Consider the following 16,763-nt stretch of genomic DNA (forward strand, 5'->3'; position numbering starts at 1 on the left):
AAGGCGGTTCCTGACGCAGCACCGTGCGGCGCGATCCGGAATCACCTTCGGACGTAGACCAAGTACTGACCGTTCTGCAGCAGCAGTCGATAGTCCTTCAGCACCGGTGAGCCGTGCAGCTGCTTGAACACGTCATCAGCCGTGGGACCGGTGAACCGCATCACGATCACCTGGATCCCGTTGGCGGCGGGAGCGTCGAGGCTGCGGAACCACAGATTCTCGTTGGTGGTCTTGCTGCCTTCGTAGATGACACGGTCCAGCACCGGGAACAGTGCCTTCTCGTTGCCGTAGGCGTTCATCAGGATCAGGCCGTGGGTGTGATACTCCAGCTCGTCGGCCACTTGAGCCTGATAGGACAGGTATCCGAGGTCGTTGGTGGCTTCGGCCGCGATGGCCACCTGGTGGTGGACGGTGGCCACGGCGCCCATCGCGGCCACGGCGAAGGCGGCCGTGACGGCGACGGCGGCCGAGATCCAACCCGGCAGGCGGCGCCTCCCCTTGCCGGGCAACTGGCTGAGCAGATAGCCGACGAGCAAGGCGGCCGGCAGGATCGGCGGCAACCCGAAACGCAGGTTGTCGAGGTCGTTGTTGATGTCCGGCACGCCGAACGGGAACTGGCCGGACTCGATCGAGTACAGATGGAAGGGCGACAGCATGACCAGGCACAGCAGTGGGAGGCTGCGCGCCGACAACCGTTCCCGGCACAACAGCAGCACCAGGCCCGCGGCCGCGGCTATCAGGACCGCGAGACCGACGTCGGCGATCACCGCCGTGCCGTAGCCGTGCAGGGCCACGCGCCAATGGCCGATCTCCGCGTCGGTCCGTCCGGCCATCTGCTTGGCGGCGGACTCCGAGCCGACGAGGAAGTTCAGCGGGTTGCCGAAGATGGCCCAGTTGTACAGCAGCCAGCCGCCCGCCGCGACGCCCAGGCCGAACACCGCCGCCACCAGGCCGAGGCCGCGGACATCGCGCCAGTTGTGGCCGTTCTTGCGCGCGATCACCATCACGGTGATGACATACAGGACGCCGAGGAACCAAGCCTCGTACCGGCACAGCATCGCCGCCAGGCCCGCCATGCTGCTGGCCATCAGGCTGGTGGGACGGCCGGAGGTGGCCCAGCGCAGCAGGTAGAGGACCGCGACCAGCGTGCAGGCGAAGAACGGCAGCTCGTCCATGGAGGTGCTCTGCATGTACAGCACGTTCGGGTTCGCCATGAACACCATGGCCGCCGCGACAGCGGGCCACACGCGTTCGGGGTCGTAGACCCGGATGATGCGGTACACGGCTTGCGAGGCCACCACATACGCCGCCATCGACACCAGCGAGCCGGACAGCCCCGTGTGGTACATGTACCAGTTCCACGCCAGCAACGCCTGCAGGATGTGCGGCAGCGGCAGCCACACGCCGCCGAGCTGGGCGATGCCCGGGGTCGTGCCCGAGATGACGCGGCGCCCGATCTCCAGGTGGGAGTACGAGTCCTTGATCGCCATCGTGATGTGCAGGTGGGCGTAGTAGCCGTACGCCGCGATCGAGAAGGCGATCGCGACGGCGGTGAGGGCGACCACGGTCCAGCGGTCGGACTTCGGGACCGCCTTGTGTCCCTGTCCCTGTTCCTCGCGGACTGTCGGCCGGCGGACCATCGGGATCAGCATGGTCTCGTCGGCTATGTAGCTGTTAGCCCGATTCTTGCCGGGTGACTCCTGGTCCGCGGGCGACGCGGTCGGCTCGGCCGATTCGGTCAGCTCGGTCGGCTCAGCCGATTCGGTCAGCTCGGCCCCGTCGCGGTCGAGGTTCTCCGACGGCTCCGCCGTGTCCTGGCCCTGCTCGGCCTCCGGGGAACCGGCGTCGACGGTGGCGGTCAAGAGTGGCTCCAGCCCTGGGAGAAGCAGGTCTTGATGGCCGAGTCCCCGCGTCCGATGAACGATCCCGACGGATAGCTCGCGGCGTTGGCCGTGTTGGCGTTGCTGTCGAGCATCCAGAAGTACAGCCCGCGCATATGGAGTGCGCGTGCACTGTCACACGCGGCGGTGAACCAGTTGACCTGGACCTGCGGTTCTATGGCGGCGGTCGCACCACCCCAGGCACCGGGATTGGCGTACACACCGGCCTGCGCCGGGATGCCCAGCTCCTGAATCGCGGTCTGGGCCAGGACCGACGCGGGCCGGTTCTTGAGCCAGGCGGTCCAGGCCGCGGACAGCTGGTCCACGGTGGCCGAGTCGGGCAGGTGGACCGGCGGATAGGCGTCCACGCCGACACCCGGCACCGCGCTCGGAACCTGTGCGTGGTCCCAGGTGTTCCAGGTGCTGGCATAGGTGATCAGTCCGCCGAAGCGGGCCTGGCCGTCGGCGACCACCTGGCGCCACTGCGTGGCGGAGTTGATGAACGCGTCCAGCTCGGTGCCCACCACGAACTCCTCCGCGTCCTGGGCCTTGGCGACCGCGAAGTACGGGTCCAGGAACGCGCGGTAGCTGGCGAACCATCCGTCGACGTTCGGCGGGGCGATGCTTCCCCGCCAGGCTCCGGAAGGCAGGAGGTTGGCCTCATCAAGAAGCGGCCGCACCATCACCCTCAGGCCCCTGGCCTTGGCCGCGGCGATGATCCGGCCCAGCTGAGCCGGGCTCGGCGTAATGCCGGAGGTGCCGTAGACGCGGGTGGGATGCACGCCGTCGGTGAAGATCGGGAAAGCGATCGCGACGCTGTTCGCCCCCAGCCCGACGACATAGTTCAGCAGCCGGCCAGCGGTGGCGTCCACCACGGCGTTGCTGCCGATCGTGTGCCAGTACAGGTTGATGCCCAGGTCCGCCGGGATGTTCCGGACCGGGGTCGGCACCTGGGACGGCGGCCCGACGGGGCTGGGCACCGAGCCCGCGCCCTCCTCCGGGCCGATCCCGACGGCCTGTGGCTGGGGGGTCAGCTGCGGGTGGGCCGGGTCTCCGCTCTGCGGCGCGGCCACGATCGCGTCGGTGCCGTCCGGGAGCCCCGGCGCCATTTGGGCACAGCCGGCCGTCACCAGGAGGACGGCGGCGGCGACCGTCGCCGCGACGGCGCGAGAGGCCGTAGCGGGTATTCGTATCGGAGCCCTCATTGCCGTTCCCCCACGATCGACTGCGGCGCACGCGGTGCGACGGTTCGCGTCACCGTGGCCACCACGGTCGTACCGCCGACGGCCGATCCGGTCCCGGAGGCCGGTTCGGTTCGGCCGAATGTACCGGACGCGCCGTCGTACCCGCCGTCCTCGCCGTCGTCGCCGATCTCGTGACCGTGCGGCGTCTTGTGCCAGGTGCGCTTGCCGATCGCCATCTCGAAGACCGCGATGTAGGTCGAGCGGCTTATCCACAACCACATGACCGGCGCCAGCAGCATGTACTTGACCAGGCCGTACTGGCCGCGGGTGTGTTCGACCTCCTGCAGGCAGGTCAGCATCAGCTCGCAGAGCAGGCCGAAGTTGCCGACCAGCAGCAGGACCAGGCTCGGGTAGTACACGTCACGCGGGAACAGCTCGGTGACCAGCTGGGTCCGTGTCACGAAGTAGGCCGCCGTCATGCCCCAGAAGATCGGGTTGAGCAGGAACGACAGCGGGGTGCCGATCATCAGCAGGTTGAAGCAGAGCCAGCGCGCGATCCCCATCTGCCGGGCGCTGGAGACGGGCCGCCGGGTGTGTACCAGCCCGGTCTGCAGATAGCCGCCCTTCCAGCGGCGCTGCTGCTTGTCAACGATCCGCATCCGGGCCGGGGCCTCTTCGAGCGTCACCGAATGGAGCAGGTCTATGTGGTAGCCGCCGGCCACCAGGCGCGCGCCCAGGTCGGCGTCCTCGGTGAGGTTGTAGGCGTCCCAGATGTCGCCGTTCGACAGCGCGGTGGCTGTCAGCGCCTTCATCCGGAAGTGGTTCGAAGTGCCGCCCAGCGGGATCGTCATGCCCAGCCGGGCCAGGCCCGGCAGGAAGCGCCGGAAGTGGACCTTGTAGCTGATCCAGTACAGGGCGGTGACCCAGTTGGTGTCGTCGTTCCAGAACACCAGCTCGGCCTGCAGGCACGCCAGCTCCGGCGGCGCGGCCCGGAAGGTGCCGACCGCGCGCAGCAGCTGGTCCGGTGCCGGGCGGTCTTCGGCGTCGTAGATGGTGCAGAACGTGCAGCCGGCGGCCACCAGCAGGTCGAAGGCCACGTTCATGGCGTTCGGCTTGGTCTTGGGCCCGCCCGGGGGAATCACCACGGCCGTCAGGTGGCCGAGCGGTTCGCCTCCGGGCTCGGCGCCCCACCGGAACGACAAGCCCAGGTCCTCGGCCGCGCTCAGGGTCTCCTCGTCGTCGGACTCGATCAGCAGCAGGATCCGCAGTTTCTCGCGCGGGTACTCCAGACGCTCCACCCGCGCCACCAAGTGGCGGAGCATGTTGGCTTCCTTGTGCACCGGAAGCAGGACCCCGTAGTAGGGCAGGCTCGGATCGTCCGCCGTCACCACGCGCCGGGGCAGCGAGCGGTGCTTCTGGCCGGCGACGGTCACGACCAGCTTGAGGATGGCGAACAGGGAATAGAACGCTATGCAGACGGCGACGAGCACGGTCAGGGCCGGCATCGGCCGGACCACGACGCCGGCGGCGACGACCGCGGCGAGTCCGAGGACGAACACGGTCTGGCGCCGGCTCAGCAGGTGGGCCGCGTTCTTGCCGCTACGGCGGTTCGCGCTGTTGCGCCGCGCATGGCTGTTACTCCCCTTGGGACTGCTTCTCATCGGCCGTTCCCTATTCCCCATTCGATGGGACCGCAATTGCATCGGTCCTGTGGTGGCGCGTGGCTGTAGCCGGCCGCGACCGGTTTCGCCGTAGCCGAACGAGCCATCACTGCCGCTAGTGGGGCAGCCCCCGGGCCCGTCTTGCCCGTGTTCGCGGTGAAACGCGAAATACCCGGGTGCTGTGGCGGCGCGGATCAGAGTATGTCAGGCGCCGACGGCTTTGCCGACGCGTCAACGAGCTGACGCTTGTGGTGATGGCTGCGGTCGGGACAGACTATCGTGGCGTTTTTGTGTTGCCGCACTGTGATTCCGCCGGGGGGACCCACCAATGGTTCAGCGACGTATAGCCCGATTCGGCTCGCTCGGGACGGCGGGCATCGTGCTCGGGTCCCTGGTCGGAGCCACCGCGGCGCCCGCTGAAGCATCGACGACGGTCTCGGTCGACAACTCCCGGGACGGCTGGGACAGCTCCGAGCCGGGCCTGAGCCCGGCGAACGCCGCGTCCTCGGACTTCGGGCAGCTGTTCTCGACCAAGCTGGACGGCCAGGTCTACGCCCAGCCCATCGTGATCCCGGCGAAGAACGGCCGGACCGCGCCGATCCTGATCGCGGTCACCGAGAACAACAACGTCTACGGTCTGGACCCGGTCACCGGGGCGATTCTGTGGTCGAAGAACGTCGGCCCGGCCTGGCCCTCGATCAACAACCCGACCGGCGACGTGAACTGCACCGACCTGGCCCCGAACATCGGGATCACGGGGACCCCGGTCTACGACGCGGCCACCGACTCGGTGTTCTTCACCGCGAAGGTGAACACGGCCGACCACACAAAGCCGATCTACACGATGCACTCCGTGGATCCCGGTTCCGGCAACGAACGCGCCAACTTCCCGGTCACGATCCAGGGGCATCCCACCAACGCGCCGAACGTCGCCTTCAACCCCCAGGCCGAGATCGCGCGGCCGGGCCTTCTGGACCTGAACGGGACCATCTACGCCTCCTTCGGCAGCATCTGCGACCAACTGCACTACCGGGGCTACGTCGTCGGCGTCAACGCCGCCGCGGGCGGGTCGGTCAAGACCATGTGGACCTCGAGCGTGGCCGGCGACGGCGGCGGAATCTGGCAGTCCGGCGGCGGCCTCGTCGCCGACGCCTCGGGCGACATCTACCTGAGCACCGGCAACGGCCCGTTCCCCGCCGCCGGTCCCGGCTTGACCCAGCCGGGCAAGGCCCCGCAGGGCAATGTCGGGATGTCGGTGGTCCGGCTTGGTGTCCAGCCCGACGGATCGCTGGTCACCAAGGACTTCTTCACGCCCGCCGACACGGCGAGCCTGAACACCAACGACCAGGACCTGGGCTCCGGGGCTCCGGTGGCCCTGCCGGACAGCTTCGGGACGGCGAAGGTCCCGCACCTGATGGTGCAGATCGGCAAGGACGGCCGGCTGTTCCTGCTCAACCGGGACAACCTCGGCGGGATGCAGCAGGGCGCGCCCGCCACGGCCGGCGGCCCGCCGACGGACGCCGTCGTGCAGACCATCGGACCGCTCGACGGCGTCTGGGGACACCCGGCTGTCTGGGGCGGCGACGGCGGATACGTGTACGTGGTCGGGAACCCCGGCAGCGGCGGTCAGCTGCGGGCGTTCAAAATCGGTGAGGACGCCGCGGGCAATCCGACGCTGACGCTGGCCGGCACCTCGTCCCAGCCGTTCCCGTTCGGCAGCGGCTCGCCGGTCATCACCTCCGAGGGCACCGCCTCCGGGAGCGCCACACTGTGGGTCGTCTACTCCAACGGGAGCGCGGGGACCGGCGCACAGCTGATGGCGTTCAACGCGATCCCGGACGCCAACGGCTGGAAGCCCATCGCGACCCTGCCGATCGGCACCGCGGCGAAGTTCTCGGTCGTCGACACCGATTCCAACCGCGTCTATGTCGGGACCCGTGACGGGAACATCATGGCGTTCGGCCGTCCGGCCTCGTCGGTCCTGAACGGCACGTCGACCGACTTCGGCACGGTGCCGGTCGGCCAGGCGGGCGGCGCCACCGGCAAGGTCACACTGACCGCGACCAAGGCTCTGACGATCAACAGCCTGACGAGCAACAACCCGGCCTTCACCGTGGGCCCGAACGCCCCGGCGCTGCCGATCACGCTGGCCGCCAACCAGTCGGTGACCGTGCCGATGACGTTCACGCCGACCGCGCAGGGAGTCTCCGTCGGCTCGCTGACCGCGAGCATCACCACGGCCAGCGGGGCCAACGGTTCTTACGCCTTCGGGCTGCGCGGCACGGGGAGCGGGCCCGGACTGACCGCTTCGCCCGGCTCGGTGGACTTCTCCGACAGCGACGATCCGACGCCCACGGGCACCAGCGTCAAGAGCTCCGTCCAGCTGCAGAACTTCAGCGGCAACCCGGTCACGATCCAGTCGGTCCAGACGCCCGCGGCGCCGTTCGCCGTCACCGGCTCCCTGCCCGCCGCCGGCACGGTGATCGCGCCCAACGGGAGCCTGGCCCTGCCGATCGCCTACTCGCCGACGGCCGCCTCCCCGGCCTCGGGCGACCACGATTCGATCACGGTGAACACCGACTACGGGCCGCTGCAGATCCCGCTGAGCGGGCAGGCGGTCAACGCGGTCAAGTCGGTCAGCGTCTCGCCCATGACGATGGACTTCGGCCTGGTGGCGCCCGGGACCTCGGTGACCAGGGACATCACCGTCGCCAACACCGGGAACGTGCCGGTGACACTCGACAAGTTCAAGCCCCCGGCGGGGATCTTCAGCACCTCGACCACCGTCTCCGAGGGATTCACCCTGGACGTCGGCAACTCGGTCGACATCCCGGTCACCTTCTCGCCGACCGACTACTCGGCACAGACGGCGCAGTTCGAGATGACGCCCGACACCGGCCAGGGCGCGATGTTCATCCAGCTCAGCGGCAACAACCCGGTGCTCACGGGACCGGCGACGACCGACTTCGGGTCGGTGCCCACCGGTTCGGGGGCCAGTACCAGCGGCTCGGTCACGCTGACCGCCACCGAGAACCTGACCATCAACAGCCTGTCGATCAGCGACCCGGCGTTCACCCCGGCCGCGAACAGCCCCGCGCTGCCGATCTCGCTCACCGCCGGCCAGCAGGTCACGCTCCCGATGACCTTCAAGCCGACCGACGCGGGCACGACGAACGCGACGCTGACCGCGTCCGTGTCCGACGGCGGGAAGACACCGTCCTACTCCTTCGGCTTGACCGGGACGGCCAACGGCACCGGGCTCTCCGCCCCGGCGGTGACCTTCGGCACGCCGACACCGCTGGGCGCGGGCACGTCCAGCAGCCAGAACCTCGCGGTCCGGAACGTCACGTCCGCCCCGGTGACCATCACCTCCGTCGGGACGCCGAACGCACCGTTCAGCGTCAACGGGGTGGCTTCGGGGACTGTCGTACCAGCCGGCGGCACGCTGAACGTGAACGTCTCCTACGCGCCCGCCGGCCCGTCGCCGGTCGGCGGGGACACGGGCCGGCTGACGCTGGGGACCGCCGGCGGCCCGCTGGCCGTCGACCTGCGCGGCCAGGCCGTGACCACGGTCGCGCGGGTGGCCGGCGCCGACCGGTTCGCCACCGGCGTCGAGGTGTCGCAGCACCAGTGGGCGAACGCCGGCGGCGACACCACCGGGCGGGCCCAGGCCCGCGAAGTGGTGCTGGCGCGCGGCGACGCGTTCCCGGACGCCCTGGCCGGCGTCCCGCTGGCCGCCGACGTGCACGGCCCGCTGCTGCTGACCGACTCGCACACGCTGACCCCGGAGACCGAGGCCGAGATCCACCGGATCCTGCCGGCCGGCTCCAGAGTGGACATCCTGGGCGGCACCGACGCGGTGTCCGACACCGTGGCCAAGCGGCTGGCGGCCCTGGGCTACACCGTTCAGCGCTATGGCGGCACCGACCGCTATGCCACGGCCCTGCAGATCGCGCAGCGCATCAACCCTTCGAAGGTCATCCTGGCGACCGGTCTGAACTACGCCGACGCCCTGACCGCCGGCCCGTTCGCCACCGGCCCGGCCGCCACGAACGGCGACCCGGCGGCGATCCTGCTGACCGACGACAAGGTGATGGACCCGGCCACTGCTGCCTACGTCCGGCGGCTTGCCGGCGCTTCCACCCCGGCCGACCCGACCCTCTACGCGGTCGGTGGCCAGGCGGTCACCGCGGCGCAGAAGACGGGCGGCTATGTGAGGGGCTTCGCCGGCAACGACCGCTACGGTACGGCCACCCAGGTGGTCCAGGCCTTCCCCGGACCGCTGCACCGCCTCGGCATCGCCTCCGGCGGCGGCTTCGCCGACGCACTCACCGGCGGCGCGGCCACCGCGGCCATGGGTGGCGCCATGGTGATCGTCCCGCCGACGCTGTCCACCGGGCTGAGCAGCCTGCTGAGCGGGCTGGCGCCGCAGCTGGCGCAGGTCGCGATCTTCGGCGGAACGGCCGTGGTGTCCCCCGCAGAGGCAAACCAGATCACGGCGGCGGTGCGCGGTCGCAGCAGCTGAAACGGCGAGACGGTGCAGGCCTGATGATGCCTGCACCGCTCTGGCTCGCCCCAGCGCATCAGGGTCAGGGCTGATCCCACCAAGAGAACGCAGCGATCCGCCACCCCTGCGGCGTCCGCACGAACTGGAAGGTCTTGACGCCCGTGCCCTCGTAGGGCTCGCCGTCGAGGAGGCCTGATTTGCTGTATTCGCCGGTGCGCGAGGCTATGTCGCCGGTGATCTCGGTGTGCTCCGAGGTCTCCCATTCGGCGAAGTCGGTGAGCCGGCCATCGGTGAGCAGGCGTGCGCGGGGTTCGATGAACTCCTCGACGGTGTAGACGGTGAAGTCCGGGCCGGTTTTGACGATGACTCCGGTCGGGAGCATCAGGCGGCGGATGCGGGCCACGTCGGCCGGGCGGCCGGCGCGGTTGTCGAAGGCGCCGAAGAAGTCGGCGGTGAGGGCGTCGAGATCCGTCTTGGACATTGGGCGATGGTACTGGGGTTCAGGCGATGAGCAGGCGGACGCCGAGGTCTGCCGCTTCGAGGCCGGCGAGGTCGTGGTTGCGGGCGGTCCAGCGGCCGGATGCCAGGTCGGCGCTGAGGGTGCGGACTGCGCGCTGCTCGGCGGCCGGGCCGACTCGGGCCCAGACCGACATGCCGCGGCGGATGTCCTGGTCCAGGTACGCCTCGGGGCGGCGCCAGTAGGCCTCGTAGAAGCCGTCGGCGCAGTCCCAGGGTATGGGTACCGGTTCCAGGCGGGCTCCGACAGCGTGGGCCAGGTCGGTCAGCGGGGGCCGGCCGATGAGCAGGTCGGCGCGCTCGGGGAGGTAGTCGCGGTCCAGCCAGAAGGTGTCGAGGGCGCTGAAGTCCTTCGTGAAAACGACCACGCGGCGGGCGACGCGGCGCATCTCCCGCAGACCGGCGAAGGGGTCCTGCGGGCCCTTCCCTTCTCCTCGGACGATCGGCTGTGGCTGATTCAGGAGCTGGCTGGGCAGTTGGAGAAGGCGTGTGCCGCGCAGCCGCTGTTCATCACGTCGCCCATCGTGTGGCTGCTCGCGATGCGCCCCGATCAGCTCGGTGCCGAGATGCACCGCCGACCTGCTCGAAGCGCGGCCGCCGGAGTCGTTGTTGGAACCCGGTGGAGATCAGGGAACAGGCCTGCCGGCACGAACTGGCGCTGTCCGGCCTGCCGGACCTGATCCGGCTCCAACTGCGGGTCATGCTCGGGTACAGCCTCCGGGCGATGCGGGCTTGTGGCGCGGGTGGAATGGCGGCCGCCTGTGGCCTCACCATGTACATGATGTACATTAGAAGCAGATGTCATGTACATAGTGCCGAATGGAGGTGGACCCATGTCGCTCACCCAAATCGACCTGGACGAGGACGCCCTGGCTGAGGCCATGAGGCTGCTGGGCACCACGACCAAGAAGGACACCGTCAACAAAGCCCTCCAGGAGACGGCCGCAAGGCTGCGGCGTCTTGAGGCAATGCAGAAGCTCACCACGATGGGCACACAAGGCGACTTCGACAAGGGCATCGCCGCGTACGAGGCTCGAAAAGAGGCGTGGCGCGAGTGAAGTTCGGGTACCTGCTCGACACTTCAGCCTTCTGGCATCTGGCGCGCGACCCCGAGGCCATGAAGGCTTGGGAACACTACGGCGCGGAGGGCATGTTCCACGTCAGCGAGCCGACACGTGCGGAGATCCTCTATTCGGCGGAGAACGCTGCACAGCGTGACGAAATGGCGGGCGTCCTCGACGTCCTATGCAAACCGGCGCCGGTCCCGAAGGATGCCTGGCGCTGGGTCGATACGGCACAGTACAAACTCACACTCAAGTCGCAGCACCGCGGTCCCGGTCCCATCGACTTGCTGGTCGCCGCCACCGCCATGCACCACAGCCTCACAGTTCTGCACGTCGACAATGACTTCGTAACCATCGCCTCAGTGATATCAGAGCTCCGACAGCAGGACATCCGCGGCTAATACAGCGTGTGGCCGATGATCGTGCGACGAGATCTGCCGAACTCGGCCGCGTTCCGGCTCGTGCTGGACGCGTGGTCGCCGGCGATGACGCTGCTGGCGCGGTCGTTCGTGTCGACCGATGATTCCGCCGCGGAGGTCGCGCAGGAGTCCTGGCTCGGCGTCAACCTCGCCAAGGGGCGCGGGGTCAGGGAGACGGTGAGGTGCGGCGGGTGGTGGGCGAGGCGCTGGCCTCGCTGCCGGAGCGGCACCGGGTCGTGGTGACGCTGCGGGCCGCAAGGAGTGAAGAGGACTTCCTGAGGACTACCTGGCGACTCGAACAGCCCTATCAGGCTTTGCGCGGGCATGACTTCGGTCGAAGCCCGGCAGCCGTCCGCCGGCAGTGCCACGCTGGGGAGCATCCTGATTTGCCAGGGTATGGGGTGGCGGGCGCTGGGAGGGCACTAGCCGTGCTTTTAGGACGCGATCGGGAGTCCGCGCGGGCTGAGGAGTCGTTGGACCGGGCGTGCTCCGGCAGCGGCGAGATCTTGCTGCTGCGGGGCGATCCCGGCATCGGCAAGAGCGTGCTGCTGGGGTGGGCGGTCGAGCGGGCGGCCGAGCGGATGCTGGTGTTGCAGGCCCGCGGTTTCGAGACCGAGGCGGAGATCGGGTACAGCGTGCTGGCCGATCTGTGCCGGCCGTTGGGCGCGGAGATCGCGGAGTTGCCGGAGCTGCTGCGGGAGGCGTTGCAGACCGCGATCGGGGCCGCCGCCGGCAGCGGGGAGGGCAGCTCCACCTTCGCCGTCGGGCGCGCGCTGACCGTGCTGCTGCAGAACGTGGCGGCGCACCAGCCGGTCCTCATCTCCCTGGACGACGGGCACTGGGCCGACGAGGCCTCGGCCTACGCGCTGGCGTTCGCGGCGCGGCGGCTCGGGGACTCGGCGACCACCGTGCTCATCACCCTGCGCAACGGCGAGCCGAGCGTCTTCGACGGCCTGGACGCGCCGTCGATCGAGCTGTCGCCGCTGGACCGGGCGGCGGCCGAGGTGCTGATCGGCGCCGAGGCGTCGCGGCGGGTCGGGCCGCGGATGGCCGAGCACATCCACCGGGCCGCGCAGGGCAATCCGCTGGCGCTGCTGGAGTTGGCCGACGCCGCGCTGAGCGGGCGGCTGGATCCGGACGACGGCCAGGTCGTGCCGTCCGGCCCGCGGCTGGAGCACGCCTTCGCCACCCGTCTGAAGCGGCTGCCGGAGCGCTGTACCAGGGCGCTGATGGTGGTGGCGACCAGCTACACCGGCGGCCTCGCCGAGATCGCCGGGGCCATGGCCCGGCTCGGGCTGTCGGCGTTCGACCTGGACCTGGCCCGGATGGAGCGCCTGGTGTGGGAGGACGGCGACCGCTGGCAGATGCGGCACCCGGTGTTCCGCTCGGTCGCCTACCAGAACTATCCGCTCGCCGAGCGGCGCCAGGCGCACCAGGCGTTCGCCGACTGGCTCGCCGACAACGGCGGCGGCGTGGGCGGCACGTTCCTGGCCGACCAGCGCGCCTGGCACGCGGCCGCGGCGGCCCTGCCCGGCGACGAGGACGCGGCCGGGCTGCTGGCCGAGGCCGCCGACGCGGCCCGCTCCCGCGGCGCCCTGGTCGCGGCCCGGCGGGCGTACCTGCGGACCCGGGAACTCAGCGCGAAGCCCGAAATCAGAGCCTTGATGTCGATCGGCGCCGCCGAGTGCGCACAGGTGTCCGGCGATGTGGAGTCCGCACAGATCCTGGCCCGCGAGGCGTTGCAGTACTCGCACTCGCCCGCCGTGGCCAACTCGGCCAACCGGGTCCTGCACCAGATCACGCTGGCCCGCGCCGGCGCGCAGGAAGTGCTGGAGCTGTTCGAGGCCGATGCCGACGAGGTGGCCGCGCACGACCCCGATCTGGCCGCGTCCTACCTCGGCGCGGCGGCGGCCACCGCGATCACGGCGACCCGCCTGCACGACACGCTCCGGCTCAGCGCGAAAGGCGTCGCCCTGACGCCCGCCTGCACGGGGACCGGAGCCGCCGCCGCCCGCACCATCAACGCCTTCGGGCTGGTCAGCAACGGCCACGCCCCCGAGTCGGCGCGCGTGATGGCCGACTACTTCCCGGCCTTCCGCGAGGCCGACCCCTGGCGCCAGAGCTTCGAGACCGTCGGGGTCACCGGCATGGTGCTGATCTGGCTGGGGATGACCGGCAAGGCCGGGGAGTACATCAGCCGCACCGCCCGCCTGCTGCGCCAGGCCGGCGCCGAGGAACACCTGCCGCTGCTGCTGATCCCGCAGGTCCTGCTGTCCATCCGCAAGGGCGAGTTCACCGCGGCGCACGAGGCGGTCGAGGAGTCCCGGCGCCTCGGCGGCGAACTCGGGCAGCGCCAGGTCGCCCCGCTCGCCGTGGCCCTGGCCGCCCGCCTGGCGGCGCTGCGCGGCAACTTCACCCGCGCCCGCGACCTGGCCACCACGACCGAGCAGCTGACCGAGGCCACCGGCGCGACGTTCTACCGCGACATCGCCAACACCGCCGTGGGCTCGGCGGACCTGGCCCAGGCCCGGCACCGGGACGCGGTGTCGGTGCTGGCCGGCGTCCGCGAGCGGGCGCTCGCCGGCGGCATGGTCGAGCACAGCCTGTTCATGCCGACCTTCGGCGACTACATCGAGGCCCTGATCCGCCTCGGCGACGGCGTCCGGGCCCGCGCCGAGGTCGCCGAGGAACTCCCCCGCGCCGAGACCGGAGGCCTGCCGGCCACGCTGGCGGTCGTATACCGCTGCCAGGCACAGGTCCTGCCGCCGGACGAGGCAGTGCCCTGGTTCGAGCGGGCTCTGGCCGCGCACGCCGATTCGGTCGACGCATTCGAGCAGGCGCGCACCCACCTGGCCTACGGCCGCTTCCTGCGCGAGGACGGCAAACCGGACCCGGCCGGACGCCTGCTGTCGGCGGCCGCGGCGGCGTTCACCACGATGGGCGCCGACCCGTGGCTGGAGGAGGCCGAGACCGAGCTGGACCTGCTGGTGCTGCCGGCGGATCTGTCCGGCGCACGGCTGGCGACGCAGGAGCGGCGGGTCATGCGGCTGGCGGCGGAGGGCGCGACGAACAGCCAGATCTCCGAGGCGCTGGGGATCGCGCCGCGCGCGGTGGACGACTACTTGGAGCAGGTGCTGCACAAGCTGGGCGTGAACCAGCGGTCGCAACTGGCCCGGCTGCTTCAGAAGGGTGCGGGCAGGTAACCCACCCTGACCAGGCTCGCGTCCGCCCACTCGGGTTCGACTTTGCGAAACGACTTCGTTTCGATACGATGGAGTTCCGAGACGACATCGTTTCGATACAGAATCGTTCAGCATGGAGTGGGTGAGCCCCGATGACGCAGACCAGCCAGGCGACCCAGCCCGGCCCCGCCCCCGGACGCAAGCGCGACGCCTCCCGCGACGACGCGCTGTGCCAGGCGGCGCTGGAGCTGCTGGCTGAAGTCGGCTACGACCGCCTCACGATCGACGCCGTCGCCTCGCGCGCCGGGGCCGGGAAGGCGACGTGCTACCGCCGCTGGGCCGGGAAGGCCGAGCTGACGGTGGACGCGATCGGCCGGATGAAGGCCCAGCCCGAGCTGCCGGACACCGGCACGCTGCGGGGCGACCTGGTCGAGCTCACCTGCCACTTCCACGACACCGAGGACGCGGCCTTCCGCACCGACGTCCAGGCCGGGCTCGTCTCGGGCCTGGTCCGGGACGCCAAGCTGCGCGAGGTCTTCGCCGAGCAGTTCATCGCGCCGCGCAAGGCGGTGTTCCGCACCGTCTTCCAGCAGGCCGTAGAACGCGGCGAGATCGCACCGGTGCCGAACTACGAACTGCTCTCCGACGTCGTGCCGTCCATGGTCTTCCACCGGATGATCATGACCGGCAAGGCCCCGGACCCGGAGTTCGTGCAGACGATCATCGACCAGATCGTGCTGCCGCTCACCGCCAAGAACCCGAACCAGAGCCCCACTCAGACAAGGACTTTCTCGTCATGACCGACTCGATAACCCAGGGTCTGGACCCGAGGCGGTGGCGGGCTCTGGCCTTCATCGCCCTGGCCCAGCTGATGGTCGTCCTCGACGGCACCATCGTGAACATCGCCCTGCCCTCCGCCCAGCGCGACCTGGGCATCTCCGACGCCAACCGGCAGTGGGTGGTCACCGCCTACGCCCTGGCGTTCGGCGGGCTGCTCCTGTTCGGCGGCCGCATCGCCGACCGGTGGGGACGGCGCCGCGCCTTCCTCATCGGCCTGATCGGCTTCGCCGGCGCCTCGGCGCTCGGCGGCGCGGCGGTCAACACCAGCATGCTGCTCGGCGCCCGGGCGCTGCAGGGCGCCTTCGGCGCGATCCTCGCCCCGGCCGCGCTGTCGCTGCTGACGGTGACCTTCACCCAGCCCAAGGAGCGCGCGAAGGCCTTCGGCATCTACGGCGCGATCTCCGGTGGCGGCGCCGCCGTCGGCCTGCTGCTGGGCGGTCTGCTGACCGAGTACGCGAACTGGCGCTGGACGTTGTACGTCAACGTCCTGTTCGCCGTGGTCGCCGTGCTCGGCGCGATCTTCGAGATCAAGGAGCCCGAGGGCACCCGCAACCACAACCGCTTGGACGTCCTGGGCATCGTGCTGGCCGGCGCGGGCCTGGCCTCGCTGGTCTACGGCTTCAACAAGGCCGAGAGCGACGGCTGGAGCTCGACGACCACGCTCGGCTTCATCATCGGCTCCGTGGTGCTGCTCGCCGCGTTCGTCTTCTCCCAGACCCGGGTGTCCGCCCCGCTGCTGCCGCTGCGCGTGGTGACCGACCGCAACCGCGGCGGCGCCTACCTGACCATCGGCCTGGCCGTGGTCGCCATGTTCGGCGCGTTCCTGTTCCTCACCTACTACCTGCAGGTCGTGCAGGGCTACAGCCCGCTCAAGAGCGGCCTGGCGTTCCTGCCGATGGTCGTGGGCATGATGCTCGGCGCGACGCAGGTTGCCGTCCGGCTGCTGCCGAAGGTGCCGACCCGGCTCCTGATGGTCCCCGGCGCCCTGACCGCCGCCGCGGCGATGCTGATCCTGACCCAGATCTCGGTCGGCGGCTCGTACACCACCCACGTGCTGCCCGCGCTGCTGATGCTCGGCTTCGGCATGGGCCTGGTGTTCATGCCGGCCATGAACCTGGCGACCCACGGCGTGCGGCCGCAGGACGCGGGCGTCGCCTCGGCGATGGTCAGCACCTCGCAGCAGGTCGGCGGTGCGATCGGCACCTCGCTGCTGAGCACGATCGCCAACAGCGCGACCGCGAACTACGCCAAGAGCCACGCCGCGGGCGTGCACTCCGCGGCCGGCGGCGCGCAGCTGAAGCTCTCGGCCATGGTCCACGGCTTCACGGTCGCGTACTGGCTGGCCGCCGGGCTGCTGACCGCGGCCGCCCTCGTGGCCGGCGTGCTGATCAACGCCCGTCCGCAAACCCAGACCGGCGGCGGCCACGGCGCCGGCGACGCGGGTTCGAAGAGCACGGAAACCGTTGAGGACGCAGTCCCGGTCTTCGCACACTGATCACCAGAACAGCAA

At 70.2% G+C, this 16,763-nt stretch carries 11 protein-coding genes and 1 pseudogene; 7 read left to right on the top strand and 5 right to left on the bottom strand.

Translation table 11 applies throughout. The features are described 5' to 3' along the window. Positions 1-41: 41 nt before the first annotated feature. From ABIA35_RS26795 to ABIA35_RS26805, 3 genes are read right to left on the bottom strand one after another with little or no spacing between them, the layout of a single operon-like run. Positions 42-1,862 carry a glucosyltransferase domain-containing protein gene (locus ABIA35_RS26795; protein WP_370341942.1) on the bottom strand — a complete coding sequence of 607 codons (1,821 nt, stop codon included), beginning with the start codon at positions 1,860-1,862 and terminating at the stop codon, positions 42-44. Then, complete coding sequence (locus tag ABIA35_RS26800; protein WP_370359744.1) at positions 1,859-3,085, bottom strand: hypothetical protein; 1,227 nt, start codon at positions 3,083-3,085, stop codon at positions 1,859-1,861. Before ABIA35_RS26800 ends, ABIA35_RS26795 begins: the two co-directional genes overlap by 4 nt. Further along, on the bottom strand, positions 3,082-4,725 hold the full coding sequence (locus ABIA35_RS26805) for a glycosyltransferase family 2 protein (RefSeq protein ID WP_370341944.1): 1,644 nt from the start codon (positions 4,723-4,725) through the stop codon (positions 3,082-3,084). Before ABIA35_RS26805 ends, ABIA35_RS26800 begins: the two co-directional genes overlap by 4 nt. Positions 4,726-5,053: 328 nt before the next feature. Between ABIA35_RS26805 and ABIA35_RS26810 the strand changes: the two genes are divergently transcribed. Further along, entirely contained in the window at positions 5,054-9,250 is a 4,197-nt protein-coding gene (locus ABIA35_RS26810) for a cell wall-binding repeat-containing protein (protein ID WP_370359745.1), read from the top strand. A gap of 64 nt (positions 9,251-9,314) precedes the next feature. On the opposite strand, the gene ABIA35_RS26815 is transcribed toward ABIA35_RS26810, so the two are convergent. Then, positions 9,315-9,713: a nuclear transport factor 2 family protein gene (locus tag ABIA35_RS26815; RefSeq protein WP_370341946.1), complete on the bottom strand. Its 399-nt coding sequence runs from the start codon at positions 9,711-9,713 to the stop codon at positions 9,315-9,317. Positions 9,714-9,732: 19 nt separating this feature from the next. Continuing rightward, positions 9,733-10,164 (bottom strand): annotated as a pseudogene (locus ABIA35_RS26820) (MerR family transcriptional regulator); the annotation flags it as partial. Between the two features lie 417 nt (positions 10,165-10,581). Between ABIA35_RS26820 and ABIA35_RS26825 the strand changes: the two are divergent. The 6 genes from ABIA35_RS26825 to ABIA35_RS26850 all read left to right on the top strand — a co-directional run bounded on the left by ABIA35_RS26825 (position 10,582) and on the right by ABIA35_RS26850 (position 16,748). Beyond that, complete coding sequence (locus ABIA35_RS26825) at positions 10,582-10,806, top strand: type II toxin-antitoxin system VapB family antitoxin (RefSeq protein WP_370341948.1); 225 nt, start codon at positions 10,582-10,584, stop codon at positions 10,804-10,806. Beyond that, positions 10,803-11,213: a PIN domain nuclease gene (locus ABIA35_RS26830; protein ID WP_370341949.1), complete on the top strand. Its 411-nt coding sequence runs from the start codon at positions 10,803-10,805 to the stop codon at positions 11,211-11,213. The genes ABIA35_RS26825 and ABIA35_RS26830 overlap by 4 nt, the downstream gene beginning before the upstream one ends. A 15-nt stretch (positions 11,214-11,228) precedes the next feature. Continuing rightward, positions 11,229-11,474: a hypothetical protein gene (locus ABIA35_RS26835; protein WP_370359746.1), complete on the top strand. Its 246-nt coding sequence runs from the start codon at positions 11,229-11,231 to the stop codon at positions 11,472-11,474. Between the two features lie 185 nt (positions 11,475-11,659). Beyond that, positions 11,660-14,434: an AAA family ATPase gene (locus tag ABIA35_RS26840; protein ID WP_370359747.1), complete on the top strand. Its 2,775-nt coding sequence runs from the start codon at positions 11,660-11,662 to the stop codon at positions 14,432-14,434. A gap of 131 nt (positions 14,435-14,565) precedes the next feature. After that, the gene (locus tag ABIA35_RS26845; RefSeq protein ID WP_370341952.1) at positions 14,566-15,213 is read left to right on the top strand and encodes a TetR/AcrR family transcriptional regulator; all 648 of its coding nucleotides are present in this window, start codon (positions 14,566-14,568) and stop codon (positions 15,211-15,213) included. Beyond that, on the top strand, positions 15,210-16,748 hold the full coding sequence (locus ABIA35_RS26850) for an MFS transporter (RefSeq protein WP_370341953.1): 1,539 nt from the start codon (positions 15,210-15,212) through the stop codon (positions 16,746-16,748). The genes ABIA35_RS26845 and ABIA35_RS26850 overlap by 4 nt, the downstream gene beginning before the upstream one ends. Positions 16,749-16,763: the final 15 nt, after the last annotated feature.

The sequence above is a fragment of the Catenulispora sp. MAP12-49 genome (genome assembly GCF_041262705.1).
Taxonomy (GTDB): domain Bacteria; phylum Actinomycetota; class Actinomycetes; order Streptomycetales; family Catenulisporaceae; genus Catenulispora.

Bases quoted from the DNA above. Each gene is read 5' to 3' on its own strand.
- ABIA35_RS26825 (WP_370341948.1), top strand. From the start codon at position 10,582: ATGTCGCTCACCCAAATCGACCTGGACGAGGACGCCCTGGCTGAGGCC.
- ABIA35_RS26850 (WP_370341953.1), top strand. From the start codon at position 15,210: ATGACCGACTCGATAACCCAGGGTCTGGACCCGAGGCGGTGGCGGGCT.
- ABIA35_RS26800 (WP_370359744.1), bottom strand. From the start codon at position 3,085: ATGAGGGCTCCGATACGAATACCCGCTACGGCCTCTCGCGCCGTCGCG.
- ABIA35_RS26810 (WP_370359745.1), top strand. From the start codon at position 5,054: ATGGTTCAGCGACGTATAGCCCGATTCGGCTCGCTCGGGACGGCGGGC.
- ABIA35_RS26845 (WP_370341952.1), top strand. From the start codon at position 14,566: ATGACGCAGACCAGCCAGGCGACCCAGCCCGGCCCCGCCCCCGGACGC.
- ABIA35_RS26805 (WP_370341944.1), bottom strand. From the start codon at position 4,725: ATGAGAAGCAGTCCCAAGGGGAGTAACAGCCATGCGCGGCGCAACAGC.
- ABIA35_RS26835 (WP_370359746.1), top strand. From the start codon at position 11,229: ATGATCGTGCGACGAGATCTGCCGAACTCGGCCGCGTTCCGGCTCGTG.
- ABIA35_RS26815 (WP_370341946.1), bottom strand. From the start codon at position 9,713: ATGTCCAAGACGGATCTCGACGCCCTCACCGCCGACTTCTTCGGCGCC.